This window comes from Polaromonas sp. P3_A5 (genome assembly GCF_056403055.1).
In genome coordinates this window covers 100,604-124,711 of sequence record NZ_JBFUGF010000003.1, presented here as the reverse complement: position 1 = coordinate 124,711, position 24,108 = coordinate 100,604, and the positions used below count along the sequence as shown (strand labels likewise).

19 protein-coding genes and 1 riboswitch are annotated in these 24,108 nt (G+C 62.3%); of the genes, 10 read left to right on the top strand and 9 right to left on the bottom strand.

Features of this window, described 5'->3' with window-relative positions; translation table 11 throughout:
- Positions 1-5 precede the first annotated feature (5 nt).
- Positions 6-494, top strand: a complete 489-nt coding sequence (locus tag AC1DU8_RS20060; protein WP_457281771.1) for a glycine zipper family protein — start codon at positions 6-8, stop codon at positions 492-494.
- A 17-nt stretch (positions 495-511) separates the two neighbouring features.
- On the opposite strand, the gene AC1DU8_RS20055 is transcribed toward AC1DU8_RS20060, so the two are convergent.
- Complete coding sequence (locus tag AC1DU8_RS20055) at positions 512-1,714, bottom strand: threonine ammonia-lyase (RefSeq protein WP_457281770.1); 1,203 nt, start codon at positions 1,712-1,714, stop codon at positions 512-514.
- 253 nt (positions 1,715-1,967) lie between these two features.
- Here AC1DU8_RS20055 and AC1DU8_RS20050 point away from each other — a divergent pair, with 253 nt between their 5' ends.
- Entirely contained in the window at positions 1,968-4,331 is a 2,364-nt protein-coding gene (locus AC1DU8_RS20050; RefSeq protein ID WP_477727180.1) for an ATP-binding protein, read from the top strand.
- A gap of 93 nt (positions 4,332-4,424) precedes the next feature.
- Here the strand turns inward: AC1DU8_RS20050 and AC1DU8_RS20045 are convergent, their stop codons facing one another.
- The 5 genes from AC1DU8_RS20045 to AC1DU8_RS20025 all read right to left on the bottom strand — a co-directional run bounded on the left by AC1DU8_RS20045 (position 4,425) and on the right by AC1DU8_RS20025 (position 9,392).
- The gene (locus AC1DU8_RS20045) at positions 4,425-5,258 is read right to left on the bottom strand and encodes a class II glutamine amidotransferase (RefSeq protein ID WP_477727179.1); all 834 of its coding nucleotides are present in this window, start codon (positions 5,256-5,258) and stop codon (positions 4,425-4,427) included.
- A gap of 4 nt (positions 5,259-5,262) precedes the next feature.
- Positions 5,263-6,006 carry an amino acid ABC transporter ATP-binding protein gene (locus tag AC1DU8_RS20040; RefSeq protein WP_457281767.1) on the bottom strand — a complete coding sequence of 248 codons (744 nt, stop codon included), beginning with the start codon at positions 6,004-6,006 and terminating at the stop codon, positions 5,263-5,265.
- A gap of 18 nt (positions 6,007-6,024) precedes the next feature.
- Positions 6,025-7,128 (bottom strand): amino acid ABC transporter permease, encoded by a 1,104-nt coding sequence (locus tag AC1DU8_RS20035; protein WP_457281766.1) that lies wholly within the window; start codon positions 7,126-7,128, stop codon positions 6,025-6,027.
- 1 nt (position 7,129) lies between these two features.
- Positions 7,130-8,332: an amino acid ABC transporter permease gene (locus AC1DU8_RS20030; RefSeq protein ID WP_477646926.1), complete on the bottom strand. Its 1,203-nt coding sequence runs from the start codon at positions 8,330-8,332 to the stop codon at positions 7,130-7,132.
- A gap of 85 nt (positions 8,333-8,417) precedes the next feature.
- Positions 8,418-9,392, bottom strand: a complete 975-nt coding sequence (locus tag AC1DU8_RS20025; protein ID WP_457282080.1) for an amino acid ABC transporter substrate-binding protein — start codon at positions 9,390-9,392, stop codon at positions 8,418-8,420.
- A 490-nt stretch (positions 9,393-9,882) separates the two neighbouring features.
- Here AC1DU8_RS20025 and AC1DU8_RS20020 point away from each other — a divergent pair, with 490 nt between their 5' ends.
- The gene (locus AC1DU8_RS20020; RefSeq protein WP_457281764.1) at positions 9,883-10,395 is read left to right on the top strand and encodes a serine O-acetyltransferase; all 513 of its coding nucleotides are present in this window, start codon (positions 9,883-9,885) and stop codon (positions 10,393-10,395) included.
- Positions 10,385-11,419, top strand: coding sequence for a glycosyltransferase family 2 protein (locus AC1DU8_RS20015; protein ID WP_457281763.1), 1,035 nt, complete (start codon positions 10,385-10,387; stop codon positions 11,417-11,419). Before AC1DU8_RS20020 ends, AC1DU8_RS20015 begins: the two co-directional genes overlap by 11 nt.
- Before the next feature lie 50 nt (positions 11,420-11,469).
- Here AC1DU8_RS20015 and recQ read toward each other — a convergent pair whose 3' ends face one another.
- Together recQ and AC1DU8_RS20005 are read right to left on the bottom strand one after the other, a co-directional pair.
- Positions 11,470-13,362, bottom strand: a complete 1,893-nt coding sequence (gene recQ, locus AC1DU8_RS20010) for a DNA helicase RecQ (protein WP_477666991.1) — start codon at positions 13,360-13,362, stop codon at positions 11,470-11,472.
- A 117-nt stretch (positions 13,363-13,479) separates the two neighbouring features.
- The gene (locus tag AC1DU8_RS20005) at positions 13,480-13,872 is read right to left on the bottom strand and encodes a rhodanese-like domain-containing protein (RefSeq protein WP_477727178.1); all 393 of its coding nucleotides are present in this window, start codon (positions 13,870-13,872) and stop codon (positions 13,480-13,482) included.
- A gap of 205 nt (positions 13,873-14,077) precedes the next feature.
- Here AC1DU8_RS20005 and AC1DU8_RS20000 point away from each other — a divergent pair, with 205 nt between their 5' ends.
- Together AC1DU8_RS20000 and AC1DU8_RS19995 are read left to right on the top strand one after the other, a co-directional pair.
- Complete coding sequence (locus tag AC1DU8_RS20000) at positions 14,078-15,124, top strand: homocysteine S-methyltransferase family protein (protein ID WP_457281760.1); 1,047 nt, start codon at positions 14,078-14,080, stop codon at positions 15,122-15,124.
- Positions 15,125-15,369: 245 nt separating this feature from the next.
- Positions 15,370-16,353, top strand: a complete 984-nt coding sequence (locus AC1DU8_RS19995) for a Bug family tripartite tricarboxylate transporter substrate binding protein (protein WP_457281759.1) — start codon at positions 15,370-15,372, stop codon at positions 16,351-16,353.
- Positions 16,354-16,414: 61 nt separating this feature from the next.
- Here AC1DU8_RS19995 and AC1DU8_RS19990 read toward each other — a convergent pair whose 3' ends face one another.
- Positions 16,415-17,023, bottom strand: a complete 609-nt coding sequence (locus AC1DU8_RS19990) for a Crp/Fnr family transcriptional regulator (RefSeq protein ID WP_457281758.1) — start codon at positions 17,021-17,023, stop codon at positions 16,415-16,417.
- Positions 17,024-17,116: 93 nt separating this feature from the next.
- Positions 17,117-17,213, top strand: a riboswitch (S-adenosyl-L-homocysteine riboswitch).
- Between the two features lie 15 nt (positions 17,214-17,228).
- On the opposite strand from AC1DU8_RS19990, the gene metH reads away from it, so the two are divergent.
- From metH to AC1DU8_RS19970, 4 genes are all read left to right on the top strand, one after another.
- Entirely contained in the window at positions 17,229-20,048 is a 2,820-nt protein-coding gene (metH, locus tag AC1DU8_RS19985; protein ID WP_477689679.1) for a methionine synthase, read from the top strand.
- Between the two features lie 213 nt (positions 20,049-20,261).
- Entirely contained in the window at positions 20,262-21,062 is an 801-nt protein-coding gene (locus AC1DU8_RS19980) for a glycine zipper 2TM domain-containing protein (RefSeq protein ID WP_457281755.1), read from the top strand.
- A gap of 175 nt (positions 21,063-21,237) precedes the next feature.
- A complete protein-coding gene (locus tag AC1DU8_RS19975) occupies positions 21,238-22,449 on the top strand; it encodes a M23 family metallopeptidase (RefSeq protein WP_477689678.1) in 1,212 nt (403 codons plus the stop codon).
- A 67-nt stretch (positions 22,450-22,516) separates the two neighbouring features.
- Positions 22,517-23,842, top strand: a complete 1,326-nt coding sequence (locus AC1DU8_RS19970; protein WP_477689677.1) for a DUF308 domain-containing protein — start codon at positions 22,517-22,519, stop codon at positions 23,840-23,842.
- Positions 23,843-24,108: the final 266 nt, after the last annotated feature.

The window sequence follows — 24,108 nt, the reverse complement described above, 5'->3', positions numbered from 1 at the left end:
AATACATGAAATCCCCAGCCCATTTCGCGCCTCAGCGGCGGTTCCGTTTTTTTTCAGCCGGTGCTGTTTTGTCCGCCGTGGCCCTGTTGTCGGCATGTGCTTCCGGCGGTCCCAACAGCGCCTCGGCAAAGCCCGTGCTCTATCCCAACGCCACCCTTAACCGGGTAGGTGACGCGCAAGGCCAGGCGGAGGCCAGCGCCTGCATGTCACGGGCCTCGGCCGCCGGGCTCAGCCCGTCGCAAAGCACCAACGAAGTCGGCCGGCGTGCCGGTGAAGGCGCAGCCGTCGGGGGTGTGGCTTCGGCGGTGGGTGCGCTGATCACCGGGCGCGGCGGCGAAGGCGTACTGCGTTCCGGCGCCGCGGGCGCCGCCGTGGGCGGCTCTGCGGGTGCGGTGTCAGGCGCGTTTCACAACGACAAACCCAACAGCACCTACCGCAGCTTTGTGCAGCGTTGCTTGAGTGAAAAGGGTTTTGAGGTGATTGGCTGGAATTGACGGGTCCCTCGCAGCGCTCAGTGCTGCTCTGACGCCTCGAAGCCGGCCGCATTCAGCGCCGCCAGCACTTGCTGGATATGGTCGCGCCCGCGTGTCTGGATCACCAGCTCGATCTCCACGTTCTGGACCGAGAGCATGGTGAAGGCGCGCTGGTGATGCACCTCGTCGATATTGGCCCCGGCGTCGGCCACAGTGGCGGTGATCTTTGCCAATGAGCCGGGAATGTCACGCACACTGACCTTGATGCGGGCCAGGCGCCCGGCGCGCACCATGCCGCGCTCAATGATGGCTGCCAGCAGCAGCGGATCGATGTTGCCGCCGCACAGCACCAGGCCGATCTTTTTACCTGCAAAACGCTCCGGGTACTTCAGCAGCGCTGCCAGCCCGGCCGCGCCGGCGCCTTCAACCAGGGTTTTCTCGATCTCGAGCAGCATGACCATGGCTTGCTCGATATCGCCCTCGTCTACCAGCACCAGGTCGTCAACCAGCTTCGCGATGATGGCCTGCGGGATGACGCCCGGCGTCCCCACCGCAATGCCCTCGGCGATGGTGCTGGTGCCCTGGGGGTGCCGGGTGCCCTTGATCGCATTGACCATGCCCGGGAAACGCGAGGTCTGCACACCGATGATTTCAATGCCGGGCTTGATCGCCTTGGCCGCCGTGGCCATGCCGGCAATCAGGCCGCCACCGCCGACGGCGATAACCAGCGTTTCGAGGTCGGGTTGCGCGTGCAGCATCTCCAGCACCACCGTACCCTGGCCCGCGACGATGGCTTCGTCGTCGTAAGGGTGCACGAAGACCAGGCCCTCCCGCTCAGCCAGCGTCAGCGCGTGGGTGCGTGATTCGTCCAGCGTATCGCCGTGCAGCACCACTTCGGCGCCAAAACCCCGGGTGCGTTCGATTTTGACGCCCGGCGTGAAGCGCGGCATCACGATCACGGCCCGTATGCCCAGGCGCTGTGCGTGGTACGCGACGCCCTGGGCGTGGTTACCCGCACTCATCGCGATCACGCCGCGGCGCCGTTCATCGGCTGAGAGCTGGGCCAACTTGTTACAGGCGCCGCGCTCCTTGAAGGACGCCGTGTACTGCAGGTTCTCGAACTTCAGGTAAATCTGCGCGCCCGTCAACTGGGAAAGCGTCCTGGACTCCACGCAGGGCGTATCGAGCAGGTGGCCCTGCAGGCGCTGGGCGGCTGTTTCTATATCTTTGAGACTAAGCATGGGAATTCCTCTGCGGGGCTATGGTGGGATTGTGCGGGATCATCTTTGCGCATCTTCGCAGGAGTTTCTGTGGTGCATTTCACACGTGGGGGTACAAGTAGCGTCTTCCATGATGCTTCAAGCTGCGTTATGGTGGAGTCTCATTGAACCAGGTCGCATCTGCGGTGCTCATAGCCAGTGAGGCGACGGTCTCGAAGCAGGGTATCTCACAGGCATGTCTACCAACCGTGTAGTTGCAAAGGGAGGTTTGTCCATGAGCAAGCGTTCCGTTAGCGAGCAGCAGTGGCTGCTGTCCCCCGGGCTGAAAGAAGCGCCGGTGCTGGACCTGATGTGCTCGCATTTCGTGCTGACGCTGGCGGCAAGGCAAGGCGCGAAGTTCAATGTGCGCCGCGACCTCAACAGCCTGCTCTCGCTTTCGGGCCGGCATCTCGTGTGGCCCCTGCCAGCGGTGCAGCGGTTGCGCGAGTTTCTTGGCCGCCGCTGCAAGGACAACGAGTTCTGGCGCGGCCATGAAAGCCTGACCGACACCGAGTTCATGGCGCGCCACGGCGCCTGGCGCGGCCCTTATGAAGAAGGCACGCTGTTCTTCTACCTAGACGAGCATGCGAAGGACCAGCCCAAGGACCTGCTCTCCGTGCTGGCCGCCACCGGCGAATGGCTGACCCAGGCGCTCAAGAAACAATCCACGCTGGTCGAGAAAAACATCGACGCGCTGGCCAACCTGTTGCAGCTCAACCGGGCCGAGCGTGCGCTGTTGCTCTACGGCACCCTGGCGCGCTACCAGCGCGACCTGCGCTCCCTGCTGGTGGAGTTCAAGGTCAACAATGCCCCCGAAGCGTATGCCGCCATCGCCGACGTGGCCGGCGTGAAGGCGCCCGAGGTTGCCGAAGCGCTGCGCGCCGGCTCGCGCCTGGAGCGCATCGGCATGGTTGAAAACCTGATTTCCGAGCACAACATCACCGACCTTGCCGACCTGATGAAGGTGAGTGAAAAACTGCCGCCCGTGCTGATGCGCGAATACCGCGACCAGAATGAGCTGATGGCGGTCTTCACACGGCCGGCCGCGCACAGCAGCCTGGGCCTGGCGGACTTCGCTTTTGTGCACGACGATGCCCAGGTGCTGGTGTCGCTGTTGCGCAATGCGGTGGCCGGCAAGGAGCAAGGCGTGAATGTGCTGCTTTACGGCCCGCCCGGCACCGGCAAGACAGAACTGGCCAAGGTGGTGGCGCAGGCCGCCGGCCTGGACCTGTTCGAAGTCGAATATGCCGACCGTGACGGCAACTCGCTCAGTGGCCGCGACCGCTACCGTTCGCTGCAAATCGCCCAGGTCTTCCTGAAGGGCAGCACGCACTCCGCCTTGCTGTTTGACGAAGTCGAAGATGTGTTTCCCCCGATTTCCAGCGAAGCCGCGCAGCTGATGGCACGCTCCGAACAATTGCCCGTACCTGCCAGCGGGTCGGTCAGCGGCAAGGCCTGGGTCAATCAGATCCTTGAATCCAACACCGTGCCCACCCTGTGGGTCACCAACCGCATCGAGCAGATCGACCCTGCTTTTCGCCGGCGCTTTGCCTACCACCTGGAACTCAGGTCGCCGCCGCCGGGTGCTCGTGAAGGCCTGGTGCGCAAAACACTGGAAGGTGTTCATGTCAGCGATGCCTTTGTGGCCAAGCTGACGGCCCGCAAGGGCCTGACGCCCGCGCAAATACGCACGGCTGTCCGGTTTGCCCGGCTGGCCAGCGCGCCTGAAGACGCGGTAGACGCACAGGTGGACGCAGAAGGCATGCAGGCCATCCTGTCGGGCGGCAGGCCGCTGTTGATGGAGTCGCTGATCGAGCGCCAGCTCAAGAATGCCGATGTGGCGCTGGGCAACAGGGCGGAAACTTCCGGCCGGCGCAACGCAACCACCTACGACCTTTCCATGCTCAATGTCGAATCCCGGTTCGAGGTACCGCGTATCGTCGAGGCACTGAAAAGCCGAAGCCACGGCAGCCTGTGCTTTTACGGCCCGCCGGGCACGGGAAAGACGGCATTGGCCGAACACATCGCCAAAGCACTGGATTTGCCGCTCATCATCAAGCAGGCCAGCGACCTGATGAGCAAGTATGTCGGTGAAACCGAGCAGAATATGGCAGCGATGTTCCGCGAAGCCGAAGCGGAAAAAGCCGTATTGCTGCTGGATGAAGCGGACAGCTTCCTGCAGGACAGGCGCGGCGCCCAGCGGACCTACGAGGTGACCGAGGTCAACGAAATGCTGCAGGGCATGGAGCGCCATGCGGGCATCTTCATCTGCACCACCAACCTGCTTGAAAGCCTGGACCAGGCGGCGCTACGGCGTTTTACCTTCAAAATCAAATTCATGCCGCTGACTCATGCCCAGCGTGAGCAGATGTTTGTCACCGAAGCACTCGCAGGCGACGCCGACCGGCTTGCGGCCCCGCTGCGGGAGAGGCTCGGCAAACTGGTGCAGCTGTGCCCGGGTGATTTCGCGGCCGTGAAGCGGCAGGTGGATATTCTCGCGGCAGAGTTTTCCAGCGAGGAATTTTTGGCCCAGCTGGAGGCAGAGCACCGCATCAAGCCCGAGGTACGCGAAGGGCGGGCCATGGGGTTCATGCAATAGGAACAGGCGCTATTACAGACGCTCCGTCAGGGCCGGATTGCTATCAAAAGAATAGCTGCTTGCGCCCGTCACTATTGGTCTGAGGCCTGATTTTTATACGCAAGCCAGGTTGGCTTCGTTTTTACGCCGCACATTCTCGCTGACCTTCAGCTGCGCCTGCCGCACGATACGGCCGCCTTCAATCCACAGCAATTGCCCGGGCTGCAGCTGCTGCCAGTTTTCATTGAGCGTCAGCGGCTGGGTGGCGACGACACACAACCGGTCTTCCTGGACGTTGGTTTGGGCAAAGTCGATGCTCAGGTCGGCGTCAACGAGCTTGGCGTGTGAAAACGGCCATTCCCGCACCAGGTAATACAGCCGTGTGGAGCAGTGCGCGAACAGGGCTTGCCCGTTGGAGAGCAGGTAGTTGAATACGCCATACTCGCCCGTGCCTTCGCTCATGCTGCAGAGGGTTTCAAACACCGTGTCCAGCGAGCAGGGTTCGCGCGGGCTGATGGCCTTGAGTTTTTCCATCAGGGCGCAAAAGGCGCGTTCGCTGTCGGTGGTGCCGACGGACTGGTAGTTGCCGCCCAGGGCCGGAAAGTAATCGATCAGGTCGCCGTTGTGGGCAAACAACCAGTGGCGGCCCCAGAGCTCACGGGTGAACGGATGGCAGTTCTCCAGGCGTTGCGGGTCGCCCTGCGTGGCCTTGCGGATATGGGACACGACATTGCAGGACTTGATGGCGTAGCTTTTGAGCAGCTCGGCCACGGGTGAGGTGGCGGCCGGCTGGCTGTCCATAAAAATGCGGCAGGCCTTGTCTTCAAAAAAACCGATGCCGAAGCCGTCGCCATGATGGTCCGTCAGACCGCCGCGTGCGGCAAAACCCGTGAATGAAAAGCGAAGGTCTGCGGGTTTGGCGGCATTCATTCCGAGGAGTTGGCACATTCCGCTAGTGTCCCAGAATCTTGGAGAGGAAATCCTTCGCCCGGTCGGTCTGCGGGTGGTTGAAGAAGTCCGTGGGCGTGTTCTGTTCAACAATCTGGCCCTGGTCCATGAAGATCACGCGGTCGGCTGCTGCCTTGGCAAAGCCCATTTCATGCGTCACGCAAAGCATGGTCATCCCCTGCTCGGCCAGCGAGATCATCACGTCCAGCACTTCCTTGATCATTTCAGGATCCAGCGCGGATGTCGGCTCGTCAAACAGCATGATTTTCGGCGTGAGGCACAACGCGCGCGCTATCGCAACGCGCTGCTGCTGGCCGCCCGACAGCTGCAGGGGGTACTTTTGCGCCTGCTCCGCGATGCGCACGCGTTCGAGCTGATGCATGGCCCGCTCGGTCGCTTCCTTTTTGGACAGGCCCGCGACCCAGGTGGGCGACAGGGTCAGGTTTTCAAGCACGGTCAGGTGCGGAAACAGGTTGAACTGCTGGAACACCATGCCGACCTGCCGGCGCACGGCATCAATGGCCTTGATGTCGTCGCCGAGGACGGAGCCGGCCACGGTGAGCTTGCCTTCCTGGTAGTCCTCCAGGGCATTGATGCAGCGGATCATCGTGGATTTGCCCGAACCGGACGGCCCGCAGATCACCAGGCGCTCGCCCTGCTGCACGTCCAGCTGCAGGTCGCGCAGCACATGGAAATTGTTGCCATACCATTTGTTGACTTTGTCAAAGCGGATGATGGGGTCGCTCATGGGGATCCTTGGTTTTTGTCAGCGGGCCTTGCCCACAGCCAGCCGCCGCTCTATCCAGAGGCTGTAGCGGGACATGGCGAAGCAGCAGGTAAAGTAAATCGCGGCGATAAAGAGGTAAGCCTCAATCTTGAACGGCCGCCAGTTCGGATCGGACCCGACAGCCAGCGACAGGGCCCCGGTGAGTTCATACAGCGACACGATGGTCACGAGGGAGGTGTCCTTGAACAGCGAAATGAAGTTGTTCATGATGCTGGGCACCACAGCGCCGAGGGCTTGCGGCAAAACGATCTTGATCTGCGTCTGCCAGTAGCCCAGGCCCAGGCTGGCGGCTGCTTCGGTCTGGCCTTTCGAGAGGGACTGCAAACCACCCCGGACAATCTCCGCCATATAGGCCGCGGCAAACAGCGTGATGCCGACGATCACCCGGATCAGCACGTCGGGCGATTTGCCGATGGGCATGAACAGCGGAAACATGAAGCTGGCCATGAACAGCACGGAGATCAGCGGTACACCACGAATCAGCTCGACGTAAATGACGCACAGCGTCTTGATGGCGGGCATGTTGGAGCGCCGCCCCAGCGCCACTGCCACCGCAATCGGGAAGGCAATCGTCATGGAGATCACGGTCAGCATGACGGTCAGCGGCAGGCCGCCCCACTGGTCGGTCGACACTTTGGATAGCCCGAACATGCCGCCGCTCATGAGCGTGAAGAACGCCGTCAGGACCACGACCCAGATCAATCCCAGCCAGGGTTTCCAGAACCAGCGGCTGCAGCTTGCAACCACCAGGCCCAGCAGCAAAAAGGTTGCCAGCTCCGGCCGCCAGTGCTCTGTCAGGGGGTAGCGGCCCAGCAGGATGATGCGGGCTTTTTCGTTGATCACGCCCCAGCATGCGCCTATGCCGCGTGCGGCCTGGCAGGCATCCGCGTCGGCCGCGGTCACGGCATTGAACACCGCCCAGCGAAGGGCCGACGAGGCGGCCCACAGCAACAGGGCGATGACCCCGACTGACACCAGCGCATTGCCGACGCTGGAAAACAGGTTGTTGCGCAGCCAGGGGCCCGGGCCCTCCATCTTGATGGGGGCCGGGCGCGGCGCGACGGGAACAAAGGTCTGGTTCATGTCAGCGTTCCTTGATGGCGGCGCGGCTGTTGAACCAGTTCATCAGCGCAGAGGTGGCCAGCGATGTGGTGAGGTAGATCAGCATGATGATGGCAATGCATTCGACGGCGCGGCCGGTCTGGTTGAGCGAGGTGTTGGCAATCGACACCAGGTCGGGGTAGCCCACGGCAACGGCCAGTGACGAATTTTTGGTGAGGTTCAGGTACTGGTTGGTCAGCGGCGGGATGATGACCCTCAGCGCCTGGGGCAGCACCACCAGGCGCATGGAGTGGCCGCGCGAGAGTCCCAGCGATGCGCTGGCCTCGTGCTGGCCCAGCGAGACCGAGGCAATTCCGGCGCGGACCACCTCCGCCACAAAGGCCGAGGTGTAGAGCACCAGCCCGAGCAGCACCGCCAGGTATTCAGGCGACAGCGCGCCACCGCCCTCCACCTGGGTTTCCGTCAGTTTCGGCAGGTTCCATTCGGAAGGTGCACCACCGGCCAGCCAGCCCAGCAGCGCACCGGCCGCGACCAGTCCCAGCACCACCCACAACACGGGGCGCGCATGGCCGGTCTGGTCAAAGTGGTGGCGTGCCCGGCGCGCATAAACAAACCCCGCCACACCACCGGCCGCCATGCCGACGAGGGCCAGCGTCTGCCCGAGATGCCACACCGGAAAGGGGTAAGACAGGCCGTTCTTGCTGATATACACCAGGCTGCCGATATGCAGGGCCTGGTCAATGGCCGGCAGGTATTCCGTGAACAGCAGGTACCACATCAACAGCTGCAGCAGCACCGGAATGTTGCGGAACATCTCGATATAGCCATAGCACAGGCCGCGGATCAGGGCGTTTCGCGAAAAGCGTCCCACGCCCAGCAGGGTTCCCAGCACGGACGTGAGCACAATGCCCACCACGGCCACGCGCAGCGTGTTCACCAGCCCCACGAGGAAGGCTTTCCAGTAGGGATCAATCGAGTCGTAATTCAGCCAGCCTTCCCCAATGTCAAAACCGGCGGGCTGAAACAGAAAATCAAAGCCGCTCTGGATGCCGCGCGTCTTCATGTTGCTCATGGTGTTGCTCACGAGCAGCCACACGAGGAAGACGATCAGGCTGACGGCCAGGATCTGGTAGACAACGGCGCGCGCCTGCTTGCTGCGCCAGGAAAAAACTCTGCGCCGCAGCGCCGGCGCCGGCCGCGCGGGAATCAGGGAGTGCTCGGACATAAGGCGGTTACCCAAGTAAAACGGGCCGCTCGTCAACGGATGGTTGCGAGCGGCCCGTTGCGTTCAGCGCATCGGAAGGAGTCGTTCAGCGCACCGGCATGGCGTACATCTGGCCGCCTTTATTCCATTGATTGTTTTGGCCGCGCGGCAGTGCCAGGGGCGTTTTGGGGCCGACGTTACGGTCGAAGATTTCACCGTAGTTGCCGACGGCCTTGACGGCGCGAACCAGCCATTCCTTGTCCAGGCCCAGCAGCTTGCCGGTGTCTTCGCCACTACCGGTCAGGCGCATGACCACCGGGTCTTTGCTTTCCTTGGTCATGGCATCGACATTGGCCTGGGTCACGCCATATTCTTCCGCTTCGATCATGCCGTAGATCACCCATTTGACAATGGCGAACCATTCATCGTCACCGCGGCGCACCATGGGGCCCAGCGGCTCCTTGGAGATCAGCTCCGGCAGGATCAGGTGGTCGGCCGGGACTTTGGCCTCCTTGTTGCGCACCGAGGCCAGGCCGGATGCATCCGTGGTGTAGGCCTGGCAACGGCCGGAGAAGTAGGCGGCGTTGACGGCTTCCTGCTTTTCAAACACGACGGGTTTCATATTGAGGTTGTTGGCCTTGGAGAAGTCCGTCAGGTTTTTTTCCGTGGTGGTTCCGGACTGTACGCAGACGGTGGCGTTTTTCAGCTGCTTGGCGCTTTTGATCTTGCTTTTTACCGGGACCATGAAGCCCTGGCCGTCGTAGTAGGTGACGGCGGTCATGTGCAGGCCGAGCGAAGCATCTCGCGTCAGCGAGAACGTGGTGTTGCGCGACAGGACATCAACCTCGCCGGACTGCAGGGCGGTAAAGCGCTGCTGGGCGTTCAGGGGAACCCACTTGATCTTGCTGGCGTCGCCCAGCACGCTGGCGGCGACTGCTTTGCAGACATCCACGTCGAGCCCGGTCCAGGCGCCGTTGCTGTCGGCAGAGGAAAACCCCGCCAGCCCGACGTTCACGCCGCAGATGACCTGGCCCCGTGCCTTGATGGCGTCCAGTGTCTTGCCGGCATGGGCAGGTGCCATGGCCGCAACAGTGAGGCCGGCCGCTGCAAGGGCAACAAGTCCATGTTTCTTTACGAGTTTGATCACGAGGATTCTCCAGTCAATAAGTAGGTCGACATCAGCACGAACCATGCCAATGGCGGATGCTAGCCCAACTATGGCGGGTACCTCTCAGGGCAAGCCCTTACTAGGCAAAGGCTAACCACGGCGAAAGATGCATAACCTTATGCGGGAATCCGGCTGACAGGGAACCCCAATCATCCCCGGCACAATGGCCTTCCGACAGCTTGCTTGCGCCGGTGGTACCGCAGCCAGGCAAGTTCCGGGTGAGTCCATTGGTACGAATCTTGCGCCGCATTTCCGCAAGGGCTGAATTTTCTGCTCCGGCTTTTGTCGGGTTCTGATGGACTTGCCGCGGACTTCATCCCCCAAACCCGAGCGGTCCCCGTTGGAGCCTGCGGCCGGGGGAGGGGTTTCACGTCTTGATGCATGTTACGAAAGCTCAATAACAATGGCTTTTCTTGAAGACTTGCGGGTGGCGCAGGAAGGCGTCTTGTCCCTGGGCTTCTGGGCATTGCAGGTGTACCGGTTGGGGCACCTGCGCTACCGGTTTCAGTCCAGGTTGGTGCGTTATCCGCTGGGTGCCGTGCACTTGGTGCTGGCCAAACTGGCTGAAATGTTTTGCGGCGTCACGATTGGCGTCTCGGCCCAAATTGGGCGGCGCCTGGTGATTGAGCATTCCGGTGCGATTGTGGTGCATGGCCGGGCCGTGATCGGGGACGACTGCATCATCCGCCAGGGCGTCACCATCGGCAACCAGCGTATCGACAGGCCGCTCGAGGCGCCGCACATCGGCAACCGCGTCAATATCGGCGCCGGCGCGAAGATCCTGGGGGCTGTACGGATCGGGGACGACGTCGACATTGGCGCCAATGCCGTGGTGATCACCGACGTCCCCGCCGGAGCCCTTGCCGTGGGTGTGCCGGCCCGCATTATTTTGAGGAGCCGTGACGATGCTTCCTGAAGCCAGCGAAACGCCTTGCACGGTCAGCATCGTCATCAAGGCCCTGAATGAAGAAAAGCGCATCGTGGCCGCGGTGGAAAGTGCACTGGCGGCCGTCCGGATGGTCGGTGGCGAGGTCGTGCTGGCCGATTCCTGTTCCAGCGACCGCACCGTGGCGCTGGCGTCTGCCTATCCCATCCGTATCGTGCAGCTGGCACGTGCCAATGAGCGCTGCTGCGGCATCGGCCCGCAGCTGGGTTACCAGCATTCGGCAGGCGAATTTGTGTACATCCTGGATGGCGACATGGAAATGCTGCCCGGGTTTTTGCCGCAGGCGCTGGCCTTCATGCAGGCCCACCCCGACGTGGCCGGCGTGGGAGGGCAGGTCGTTGAAATGAACACCAGCAGCCTGGAATACGTGGCGCGCGTGGAGCGCGGTTTGGGTCATATGCAGGCGGGCATGGTGGACCGGCTGGACATGGGCGGCCTGTATCGCAGAGCTGCGGTGGAGCAGGCCGGGTATTTTTCAGACCGCAACCTGCACAGCTATGAAGAGTTTGATCTGGCCATGCGCCTGCATGCCCGGGGCTGGAAGCTGTGGCGCCTGGGCACCGATTCCGTGCGGCACCATGGCCACGATGCGCCTCCCTATCAATTGCTGGTGCGCCGCTGGCGCAGCCGCTACATCTGCGGCCTGGGCGAAGTGCTGCGCGCGGCCTGGGGTGAGTCGCACCTGGGGCTGGTGCTAACGCGGGTGCGCGAGTTGCGGCTGTATGTCGCCGTGCTTGCGTGGTGGGCAGTGTTGCTTGCCGTTCTGGTGGTTCCCATGCCGTGGACAGCGCGCATCGGAGCCTTCTCCGGCATTGCAGCAGCACCCGTCCTGTTGATGGCATGGCGAAAACGCAGCGCCACCAAAGCCGTGTTCTCGGTCGTGTCGTGGTGCTTTAACGCCGCTGGCCTGGTACGCGGGTTGTTGACACCGCAGCGCCCTGCGCGGGCTGCCATAGACAGCGTCGAAATCCGCAATACGTCTGGCGCAACTTAAGCGGCCGGGCTGCCGGCGCCGCACGGGAATCGGCCATCGGAAGCGAGGGCCTAATCCGCCCCGGCGCAGACGCGCAGCACTTCGGCCCCGTAGGCCTCGAGTTTTTTGACGCCGATACCACTGATGCCTTCGAGATCGGCAATGCCTTGCGGCGCGCGTTCCGCAATGGCACGCAAGGTTGCATCATGAAAGATCACGAAGGCCGGCAGGTTGTGTTCGCGGGCGACTTCGGCGCGCCAGGCTTTCAGGCGGGCCAGGCGCTCCAGTGCACCGGCATTGAGCGAGGCTTCGGCCATGCCTTTGGCGGAGGTTTTGGTGCCTTTTTTGGAACTGCCTTTGCGCCGTTCACCGGCGCCGGCCGACTGCTCGCGCAGCATCACGCTGACTTCGCCTTTGAGCACCTGGCGTGCATCAGGCAACAGCTGCAACGTGTTGAACGCATCGGGGTCGACCCGCACCATGCCCTTGGCGATCAATTGGCGTAACACGCCACGCCACTGCACTTCGGACAGGTCGGCGCCAATGCCGAAGGTGCTGAGCTTGTCGTGGCCGTACTGCAATACTTTTTCGGTCGCCTTGCCGCGCAGGATGTCCATCAGGTGGCCTGCACCAAAGCTGATGCCGCTGGCCTGCTGCACGCGGTAAATGCAACTGAGCATCTTGCGTGCGGCTTCGGTCGCGTCCCATACCACCGGCGGCTGCAGGCAGTTGTCGCAGTTACCGCAAGGCTGACTGTCTTCGCCGAAGTAATGCAGCAGGCTGACACGCCGGCAACGCGTGTCTTCAGCCAGCGTCAACAAGGCATCGAGCTTGCCGCGCATGACCTGCTTGAACTCTTCGCTGGCGGCTTCGCTGGTGTCTATCATGCGGCGCTGGTTCACCACGTCCTGCAGGCCGTACGTCATCCAGGCGTTGGCGGGGAGGCCGTCGCGGCCGGCACGGCCTGTTTCCTGGTAATAGCCTTCGATGTTTTTCGGCATGTCCAGGTGCGCGACAAAACGCACGTCAGGTTTGTCGATGCCCATGCCGAAGGCAATCGTTGCGACCATCACTGTGCCTTCCTCGCGCAGGAAGCGGTCTTGCCGCTGCTGGCGCAGGGCACTGTCCAGGCCCGCGTGGTAGGCCATGGCCTTGAGGCCGGCATCCTGCAGGGCTTCGGCAATTTCCTCCACGCGTTTGCGTGACTGGCAATACACAATGCCGGCTTCTCCGGCGTGTTCGCTTTCAATGAATCGCAGCAGCTGGCGTGTGGCGTCGGTTTTTTCGACGATGGTGTAGCGGATGTTCGGCCGGTCAAAGCTGCTGACGAATGCGCGTGCGTCTTCCAGCTTGAGCCGCTCGATCATGTCCTGCCGTGTCAGCGCATCCGCGGTCGCCGTCAGCGCGATACGCGGCACGTTCGGGAAGGTTTCGTGCAGCAGGCTCAAGGACCGGTATTCGGGCCGGAAGTCGTGGCCCCACTGGCTCACGCAATGCGCTTCGTCAATCGCAAACAGGCTGAGCAGGCCGCGTTCATGCAGCGAGCCGAGCAGTCCCTTCATGCGCGGGGTGTTGATGCGCTCGGGTGCGGCATAAAGCAGCGTCAGCTCGTTGCGCAGCAATTGCTTTTCAAGCTGGCTGCTTTCTTCAAAGCTTTGTGTCGAGTTTAAAAATGCGGCGGACACGCCGGCCTCATGCAGGGCGCCCACCTGGTCATGCATCAGCGCAATCAGCGGCGAGATCACCACCGTGACCCCGTGGCCGGCGTTTTGCCGCACGATGGCCGGGATCTGGTAGCACAGTGATTTGCCTCCGCCGGTGGGCATCAGTACCAGGGCATCGCCGCCGCGAACTACATGGTCCACGATGGCCTCCTGCGGGCCGCGGAAGCTGTCGTAGCCAAAAACCCGGCTGAGCACGTCCAGGGGTGTCGGCAAAGGCGCAGAAATGGGCAGTGAAGACAAGGTGTTAAGCCGGAAAGTCGGTGTGGTGAAAATGAGTGCTATGAAAATAGGAGCTGCTTGCGCAAGATCCATAAGGGCTGGAGGCCTGTTTGATACATAAATAGCGGGGAAAACCGGCTACATCTGCTCCCAGGGCAGGCCGTCAAAGCGCCAGCCGGAAAGGGTGGAGCGCTGGAACTGTTCGTCGAGCTCACCTTCAAAGCCGTGCACCACATGCTGCACATCAGAAAAGCCGGCTGCTTCCAGGGCCTTGCCGGCGTCCAGCGTGCGCTTGCCGGAGCGGCAGATCAGCAGCACCGGCTGCGCCTTGCCGGCAGCTTCGCGCGTCACGGCGTCGGCGAACTTTTGCGGGTCTGGCTGCAGGTCGGGGTATTCGTACCACGGCACGTTGACCACGCCTGGGGGGCGGCCGACGTACAGCGACTCGATCTCCATGCGCACGTCCACAAACAGCGCGTCAGGGTGTGCCTGCAGCCAGGTCCAGGCTTCTTTGGGTTGAAAGTTTTTCATAGTCGGGGCTGATAGTCTAAGCCCCCACGGTCGCTCACTTCGTGTGGCTCCCTGCCCCCGAGGGGGCCGCCCGCCTGTGGCCCGGCAAAGCCGGTTCCACGGCTTATGCTGGCTTGGAGCCTTATCGAACGCAGAATGCCCGGCTGAAAACAGGGGCGCTATCCGCGGGTCCGCTGGAAATGACGCAGCGCCTTAAAATCGGGGCATGAAGCCAATCATCTATACCCGCGGCCAACAACTGCCGGCCATCCTGGAACAGCGTATCGCCATCCTCGACGGTGCGATGGGCACCATGATCCAGCGCTTCAAGCTCAACGAGGCCCAGTACCGCGGCGAACGCTTCAAGGACTTCCACAAGGACGTGAAGGGCAACAACGAGTTGTTGAGCCTGACGCGCCCCGACGTGATCCAGGACATCCATGAGGGCTACCTGGCTGCGGGCGCCGACATGATTGAAACCAATACCTTCGGCGCGACTACCGTGGCGCAGGCCGACTACGACATGGCCGACCTGGCCGTCGAGATGAATTACGAGTCGGCCCGCATCGCCCGTGCCGCGTGCGACAAGTTTTCAACACCCGACAAGCCGCGTTTTGTCGTCGGCGCCCTCGGCCCCACGCCCAAGACGGCCAGCATCAGCCCCGACGTGAACGACCCGGGCGCGCGCAACACCAGTTTCGAGGAGCTGCGCAAGGCGTATTACGAACAGACGGAGGCGCTGGTCAAGGGCGGCAGCGACGTGCTGCTGGTCGAGACCATCTTCGACACGCTCAATGCCAAGGCGGCGCTGTTTGCCATTGACGAATACTTCGACAACTCCGGCGAGCGCCTGCCCCTGATCATCAGCGGCACCGTGACCGACGCTTCGGGCCGCATCCTGAGCGGGCAAACCGTGACGGCCTTCTGGCACAGTGTGCGCCATGCCGCACCACTGGCAGTCGGCCTCAACTGCGCACTGGGCGCCACCCTGATGCGCCCCTACATCCAGGAGCTGGCCCGCGTGGCCGGCGACACCTTCATCAGCTGCTACCCCAATGCCGGCCTGCCCAACCCCATGAGCGATACCGGCTTTGACGAAACGCCCGACGTGACGTCCCGCCTGCTGCGCGAGTTTGCCGAGGAAGGCCTTGTCAACATCGTGGGCGGCTGCTGCGGCACCACGCCGGATCACATAGGTGCCATCGCCCATGCGGTTGCGCCGGTTGCCAGCCGCTCCTTGCAGCGCGGTGCCTTCTACAAAGAGGCCGCCTGAGGCCAGCGCTGCCCCGCATCACTTCCGGGTGATGCCCGTCGGGTGGCCGAAAAAGCCGGTTCTCTGATGCGTGTGTACTTAATAAGTATACATATGAGATGACGTGCCCGGCGATGTCCCGAAAAGTCATATTTCGCGGCTATAGTCAGGCCCCTTTGCCGAACCCTGTTTTCATTCTCCGGCGCTGCGCCCTGCAGCGTTGATGGTTCGGCAAAACAACGCAACACAACACAACCAAGGAAATCATGAAGGTGGGTTTATTCATCAAGGCCGCAGCGGCATTCACGTTGGCGATGACGGCTTTCGCAGGCCATGCACAACTGTCGCCCCAAAAACCGGTGACGATCGTCGTGCCCTATCCAGCCGGCGGCCCGCTGGACAACGCTGCGCGCATCCTGGCCGAGAAGCTGCGTCCCCTGCTCAAAACCGAAGTCACGGTTGACAACCGGCCGGGGTCCGGCGGAAACGTGGGTGCGGCCCTCGTCGCCAAGGCACCTGCAGACGGCCATACGCTGGTGATGGGGGCGGTGGCCACCCATGCCATCAACCCATGGCTCTACCCAAACATGCCCTACGACGCATTGAAGGACTTCACGCCCATCACGTTGGTGGCGCGGGTGCCGAACGTGCTGGTCATGAATGCCGAGACGGCCAGGCGGCTGAAAATCAAGGACACCAAGGACCTGATTGCCTACGCACGCAAGAATCCCGGCCGGCTGAACTATGCCTCCGGCGGCAATGGAAGCGCCGGCCACCTCGCGGGCGAGCTGTTTAAAAGCCTGGCCAAGATCAGCGTGGTGCACCTGCCTTCCAGCGGCTCGGCCCAGGCGCAGGCTGGCCTGCTGTCCGGCCAGACCGACCTGATGTTCGACAACCTGGCCTCTGCCAGCGCCAACATCAAGTCGGGCAAGCTGGTCGCTTTTGGCGTGACCACCATCAACCGCTCCAGCAGCTTCACGGAAATTCCGACCATCAATGACGTGTTGCCCGGCTTTCACATCAGCACCTGGTTCGGCATCTTTGGCCCGGCCAACCTCCCCAAAGCCACGGCAGACCAGCTGCAGAGGGCATTCGCCGACGCGCTCAACACGCCCGATACCGCAGAAAAGTTTGCACGCATGAGCGCGACCCCCAGCCCCATGAGCTCTGCCGACTTTGCCTACATGGTGATGAAAGAGCACGCCGATTATGGACGCCTGATCAAGGTCGCCAAAATCAAGCTCGACTAAATCGAAAGGGCGGAAAGGGCGGCTAGCCTGGCGCCTTCCCCGCTTTTCTGCCAGACGGAAATCAGCCCGGCATCAGCCGGTCGATTTCCTGCTGCATGGCTTGTACCAGCTGGCTGTACATCTTGAGTTTTTCGCTGGTGTCGCGCAGCCGTTCGGCGATGCGCAGCGAAACGGCAAACATCAGTTTGGCCGCAGTCACCGGTTGCTCTTCCCCCATTTTTTCAAGCGCTGCGCGCGACAGCACGGCGCAGCTCACGTCGCTGCTGGCAGTGCATGACGCCAGCCGCGCCTGGCCGTCGACCAGGCCCATTTCGCCGATCAGGCTGCCGGGGCCCAGCACCGTGATGGTGACCGGCGTGCGGCGGCTGACCACAATGCTTTCGACAGTGACTTCGCCTTCGAGCAGCAGCACCATATAACCGGTATCGCTCTTGTCGCCTTCGCGGATGAAGGTCGTTCCCTCGGAAATCCTGCGCGGCGTCATGTAGCTGACGACAGTGAAAGCCTCTTCGGGCGTGAGCTGCATCAGGGCGGTTGGTGCAATCAGCAGCCTGGCGGCAAGCTCGGCCGTGCTGGAGCCCTCAATGGCCCGCATGCGGTCTTTGGGACGCATGGACTCGGGCGCATCGGGCGTTCCCCGCTGTTTTCTGCCGAACAGGTTTTCAAACATGGTGGCTCCGGCTATCCCCTGGACTTTTGTTGGTATCTCTTGCCATTGGTGCAAGGATATGGCGCGGGCGGCGTTCAGCCCTTAAAATGATGGTAACCCAAGGAGCGTTGCAGCGAACACAAGCGTTCGTCAGGCTTGGGTTACAGGCGGCGGCTTCCGGCGGCCCCTGCGGCAACGACGCTCACCTTTGCCTCAAGGTGAGTCCGTGTCTGAAACTGAATCTTTGCCCAATGTTCCCCCCATGAAGCTGTCCGGCCTGGAGCCGGTCGCCATCGGCGCGGGCACGCTGTTTGTCAATATTGGCGAACGCACCAACGTCACCGGCTCCAAGGCCTTCGCCCGCATGATCCTCAACGGTGAATACGAGCAGGCGCTGGCCGTGGCCCGCCAGCAGGTCGAAAACGGCGCCCAGATCATCGATATCAACATGGACGAGGCCATGCTGGACAGCCAGGCCGCCATGGTGCGCTTCCTGAACCTGATCGCCAGTGAGCCCGACATCGCGCGTGTGCCCATCATGATCGACAGCTCCAAGTGGAGCGTCATCGAAGCCGGCCTGCGCTGCATCCAGGGCAAGGGAATCGTCAACTCGATCTCGATGAAAGAGGGTCTGGAGCCCTTCAGGCAGCAGGCCAAGCTGCTCAAGCGCTACGGCGCGGCAGCGGTGGTGATGGCTTTTGATGAAAAAGGCCAGGCCGACACCTATGAGCGCAAAGTCGAAATCTGCGAGCGCGCCTACCGCGTGCTGGTCGACGAGCTGGACTTTCCGCCCGAAGACATCATCTTCGACCCGAACATTTTCGCGATCGCCACCGGCATCGAAGAGCACAACAACTACGCGGTCGATTTCATCAACGCCACGCGCTGGATCAAGCAGAACCTGCCGGGCGCCAAGGTCTCTGGCGGCGTGTCCAACGTGTCCTTCAGCTTTCGCGGCAACGACCCGGTGCGTGAAGCCATCCACACCGTGTTCCTGTACCACGCGATCCAGGCGGGCATGGACATGGGCATCGTCAACGCCGGCATGGTCGGCGTGTACGACGACCTGGACCCTGTGCTGCGCGAGCGCGTCGAAGACGTGGTGCTCAACCGCACACCGGTCTACAAGCCGGGCGAGCCTGAGCTCACGCCCAGCGAACGCCTGATTGAAGTGGCCGAGACTGCCAGGAGCGGCGCCAAGGACGACAGCAAGAAGAATGAATGGCGTGCCCTGCCGGTGCGCCAGCGCCTGTCGCATGCGCTGGTCCACGGCATGAACGAGCACATCGTGACTGACACCGAAGAGGTCTACCAGGAGATCCTTGCGGAGGGCGGCCGGCCGCTGCACGTCATCGAAGGCCCGCTGATGGACGGCATGAACATCGTCGGTGACCTGTTCGGCCAGGGCAAGATGTTTTTGCCCCAGGTCGTCAAAAGCGCCCGTGTGATGAAGCAGGCCGTGGCGCACCTGCTGCCCTACATCGAAGCCGAAAAGCTGCTGCTCGAAGCCGCCGGCGGTGACGTCAAGACCAAAGGCAAGATCATCATCGCCACGGTCAAGGGTGATGTGCACGACATTGGCAAGAACATCGTGACGGTGGTCTTGCAGTGCAACAACTTTGAAGTCGTCAACATGGGCGTGATGGTGCCCTGCCATGAAATATTGGCGCGCGCCAAGGTTGAAGGCGCCGACATCGTCGGGCTGTCGGGTCTCATCACCCCCAGCCTGGAAGAAATGCAGTATGTGGCCGCCGAGATGCAAAAGGACGATCATTTCCGCATCAAGAAGATTCCGCTGCTGATAGGCGGCGCCACCACCAGCCGCGTGCACACGGCCGTCAAGATCTCCCCGCACTACGAAGGCCCGGTGGTGTATGTGCCCGATGCGTCACGAAGCGTGAGCGTGGCGCAAAGCCTGCTGTCCGACCAGGCCGCCAGATACATCGAAGAGCTGTATACCGACTACGACAAGGTGCGCACCCAGCACGCCAACAAAAAGCAGGTACCGATGTGGCCGCTGGCCAAGGCCCGCGCCAATCCCACGTCAATGGACTGGGCCCACTACACACCGCCCGTGCCCAAGTTCATTGGCCGCCGCGTGTTCAAGAACTTCGACCTGTCGGAGCTGGCCCAGTACATCGACTGGGGTCCTTTCTTCCAGACCTGGGACCTGGCCGGAGCCTTCCCGGCCATTTTGAAAGACGAGGTGGTGGGCACCGAGGCTGTGCGCGTGTACGCCGACGCGCAGCGCATGCTCAAGCGCCTGATCGAAGGCCGCTGGCTCACCGCCAACGGCGTGATGGCGCTGTACCCCGCCAACAGCGTGGGCGACGACATCGAGATCTACACCGACGAGTCGCGCAGCGAAGTGGCCATGACCTGGTACGGCCTGCGCCAGCAAACCGAAAAAACCGCAATTGACGGCGTGATGCGCCCCAGCCGTTGCCTGGCTGATTTTGTCGCACCCAAGGTACTTGCTCCTGAATTGATAGCTGCTCGCGCTGAATATGCGGGCGCTGCGGGCAAAAACATCTCAAAAATTCCGGACTACATCGGTCTTTTTGCCGTCACGGCAGGCATTGGCGCCGAGAAAAAGGAAAAGTACTTCCTGGATGACCACGACGATTATTCGTCCATCATGCTCAAGGCGCTGGCTGACCGCCTGGCCGAAGCGTTTGCCGAAAGCCTGCACCAGCGCGTACGCAAGGATTTGTGGGGCTATGTGCCGGCCGAGTCACTGGACAGCGAAGCCTTGATCGCCGAAAAATACCAGGGCATACGCCCGGCGCCAGGTTATCCGGCCTGCCCGGACCACAGCGTCAAGAAAGAAATGTTCGAGTTGCTCAAGGCCGAAGAGGTCGGCATGGCGCTGACCGAAAGCCTGGCCATGACACCGGCGGCCAGTGTGAGCGGCTTTTATCTGAGCCACCCGCAAAGCGCCTACTTCAACGTCGGCAAGATCGGCGACGACCAGCTGCAGGACCTGGCCAAGCGGCGCGGCCTGAAGGCCGGCGAGTTGCAGCGCCTGCTGGCACCGAATCTCTGAAAAGCCGTTCACGGTGCGGTGCAAACCGTGAACAGTTTTCAGGGCTGCCGTTGCAATTCGCGTTTACGGCGACTTTGCCGGAAAATAACCTGCGTTTACATAAATACACAGCCGCCTGCCAAAGCGTGTTTACCTTCGCGGCATGGGAAACGTTGAACAACCATAGATGAACTCCCGCCACGGGACCGATTGATTTCACCAGAGGGAATTGCCATGAACACATCCACCGAAACTCTTCAGCCGGGCCAGCAGGCCCCGTCGGCCAGCAAGCCCTTGTGGGCCGCCGTCGGCATACTGGGAGTGGCCGTTCTGGCCATGGGCGGCACCATGATTTACCAGATGCGCAACCCGGTCACGGCGACGCCGGTGGCACTCGCAGCACCGCAAGCCGCGCCGCTAGTGGCGCCGCCCATGGCCGCGGCCAGCAATGCGGCGGACGACATGGCTGAAAAGCCGGTTGCCGCACCCGCCAAGCCCGCGCCCGTGCCGACCAAGAAAGTGGTCAAGCCGACACCAAAACCGGCACCCGCCCCGAGTTATGCGGGCATTTCGCCCGCGCCGGCCCCTTACCCTGCACCGGTCGCCGTAGCGCCGGCGCCTGTGTGCCATGTGTGCGGCGCGGTGGAATCGGTGACGCCGGTTGAGCGCTCCACCAAGCCGGCCGGCCCTGGCGTAGGTGCTGTGGCGGGTGGCGTGCTGGGCGCCGTGCTCGGTAACCAGGTCGGCCATGGCGGTGGGCGTACGGCAGCCACCATCCTGGGTGCGGTGGGTGGCGGTTTCGCCGGCAACGCCATCGAAGGGCATGTTCGCAAGGAAACGGTTTACCAGGTCGGCGTGCGCATGGAAGACGGTTCTCACCGCCTGGTAGAAGTTGCCCAAGCTCCCAGTGTTGGCAGCCGCGTGACGGTGGAAGGGGCGACCTTGCGGACCCAGGACGGCGCCAGTTACGGCCCCAAACCGCCGCCGGCCCCCGTGGTCACGCAGCAGCAGTCTCCCGGCTACAGCAACCGCTGATCTAGTCAGAGACCGGAAGGCGCAAGCTTTAGTGCGCCTGCTTGTGTGGGCGCTTGCCCCGTTGAGTCTCCCTTCTGATGCCGCGCGGGATTCCTTCGCGCGGCACGCTCCCTTTTATGCTTCGACGGTGCGATGCTTGGCGCTATGATGGCCCCGCCATCACAAGGAGGATCGCATGCGTCGTTTTTTTGTGGCCGTGCTGGTACTTGCCGGAAGTCTGCACGCCTTTGCGGCAGGACCCAAACCCGGACTGAACAACCTGGAATTTGCCGGTGCGCACGACCAGAACACGCCCGTACTGCTGAGCGCTGCCTCACGCCCCGTGCCTTTTCGCGGCGCTGATGGGCGTGTGCACATCGACTACGAGCTGCAGGTCACCAATGCGCGGGCCGCGCCGGTCAAGCTGGTATCGCTGGAGGTATTGGATGCCGCTTCCGGCAAGGTGTTGACCACCGTCGCCGGGGCGGATGTTGCGGGCAGTTTTTCGTTGCTGGACGGCGCGGGCGGTGACAGCATCGGCGCGGCACAGGCCGGTTTGTTCTGGATTGACGTAGTGCTGGAGGCCGGCCAGGCTCTCCCCAAAGCCCTGTCGCATCGCGTGGTGACCTCCGCACCTGAAGTCAGGCTCACGGCCGCCGTCAAACCTGCGAGTGAAGGCCTTGTCCAGACGTCGCAAACCGGTGGCACCGTGTCTGTCAGCACTCGGCCCGCGCCGTTGATCGGCCCTCCGCTTGAGGGCTCCGGCTGGGTTGCGTTCAATGGCTGCTGCAGGGAGGTTCCGCACCGGCGTGCCGGCATCCCGGTGAACGGCGTTCTCTACGTCAGCCAGCGGTTTGCAATCGACTGGATCAAGATAGACGCGAACTCGCAGCAAAGCAACGGCGACAGCAACAAGAACGAAAACTGGCCGACCTATGGGCAAAAAGCGATTGCCGTAGCGGATGCCAAAGTGGTTTCCGTGCTCGACGGGCTGCCTGAGCGGGTGCCTAACGCCTTGCCGCCCGACACGACCATGCAAAACGTGACGGGCAACCATGTGATCCTGGACCTGGGACGTGGCTACTACGCGTTTTATGCACATCTGCAGCCGGGCTCGCTGAAGGTGGGTGTCGGCGACCGCGTCAAGCGCGGCCAGGTGCTGGCGCTGCTGGGAAATTCCGGCAACACCACTGCACCGCACCTGCATTTCCATGTGTCGGACGGCATCGGCCCCTTGTCATCGCAAGGGGTGCCCTACGTGATCGACGCGTTTACGGCCAGGGGGGTTGCTACGGACGTGACCGATCAGGGCAAAGTGGTGTGGACGGCATTGCCGCAGCAGCAGGCCATTCAGCGCGCCACCCTGCCCATGAATGGCTACGTGGTTGATTTCCCCTCTTTGAAGTGAAGCTTGGGCGCTGCGAGCTACGCATTCCCTTGACGCGTGGCACGGCCCCGGCGGCCACCGTACCAACATGTTCAGACTTGCACTAACCCTTTTTGGCGGCGATGCGCTCGTGAAGCGCTGGAAGATCTTTCTGGTGGCGGGCCTGCTCGCGGTGTTGCTGGGTGTCGTGGTGCTGATAGACCTGGTCGATGGTGTGACCGACATGGCCGGCTGGGTGTTCGGCGCCGTGTTGCTGTTGCAAGGGCTGGTGGAACTGGTGATAGGCACCACACACACACGTGCGCGGCGGCGCTTTGAAATGTTGCGCGGCGCGGCCATGGTGGTGTTTGCCTGTCTGCTGCTGGACTTCCCCTGGGACAATTCGATTGCTGCAGCCGTTCTTTTCGCCGCCGCATTTACCTTCAATGGACTGGTCCGCATTGCGTCAAGTCTTTTGATCCGGTATCCGAACTGGCGCATCTCCAACATCATCGGTTGGGGTTATCTGGTCATGGCGATATTGCTGGTGACCGACTGGCCCCTGCCTTCCGCGATGAACGTGTCTTTTTGCACCGGCCTTGCACTGATGGCGGGCGGCTACGTCGTGATGCGCGGCGCCTGGCGCCTGCAACGCTTGCCGCCGGGGTCACGGCTTGCGGCCATCGAGCTCTATAAAAGGAAAAGGGAGATGGGTGCCAGTACGCCGCTATCCCCCCCGCACGCAGGTGCCAGCATGTCCGGCGAACAGATGGTGATTCACATCTGGACCGCCGTGGATCAAAGCGAAGAACGCATCCGGCTTCCGCTGGTCGACCGGTACATCGCGGCCCTCTCCCGCAAGGGCAGCGTTACTACCGGCCATGTCGCGCTGGAGTGCGGGCCGCAGCTGTATATCAGCCACCATCCACGCGTGCGCCTGACCATCACGCAGCGCAACATTGTCGACCAGGTGCGCGCCACACAAAGCAACGACCATCCAGGCATGTGGCTTCCTTCTTATGAGCAGGAAGCCGGTGCGACGCGCCCTTCAACCTTTCGCATCCGCTTTCGCCTGTTTAACCGCGGCCACCTGCAGTCATTCTGGGAAGCGTACCGTCAGGACGACACCTATAACCTGACGCATCGCAACTGCTCGGTGGTCGTGACCGAGGCTATCGACGCCGCGATGGAAGGTGTATTTGCCGACAAACCTTTCTGGCGAACCCTGCTGCGCCTGGCCTTTCACCCAGACATGTGGCTGGCCGGAAGCGTTCGGGTGCGTGCCGAATCGATCGCGTGGACACCCGGGTTGGCGCTGGATTATGCCGGCGCGATCCGGCGCATCACCCACCCGCATCAGGACTTGAGGGTGCACCTTGCGCGCTGGTGGAAGACGCGCCGGCCCCAACGTCAGCGCGCAAAAAAAATCCCTTGAAAGCTCAGCGAGAAGGTTGACCTGCGCTGTGTGAAGGTCGGACTCCCGAAGTCCGGATTTAGTGGCCGTTCCAGGGTCCGGCGACACCCATCCAAAAGGAAAAAGCATCAGGGCTGACGAACCTCAAAGGCGCAGCCCTTGCTGCAGGCAACCTGTCTGCGTTCGACAGCCGGTGCATGTACGGCGCGTGTCGCACTGGTGCTATTGGCCATTCCCGCTTGCGGGAGCTGCATGGGCCGTAGATACCGCCCTCTGTCCGTTGTGAG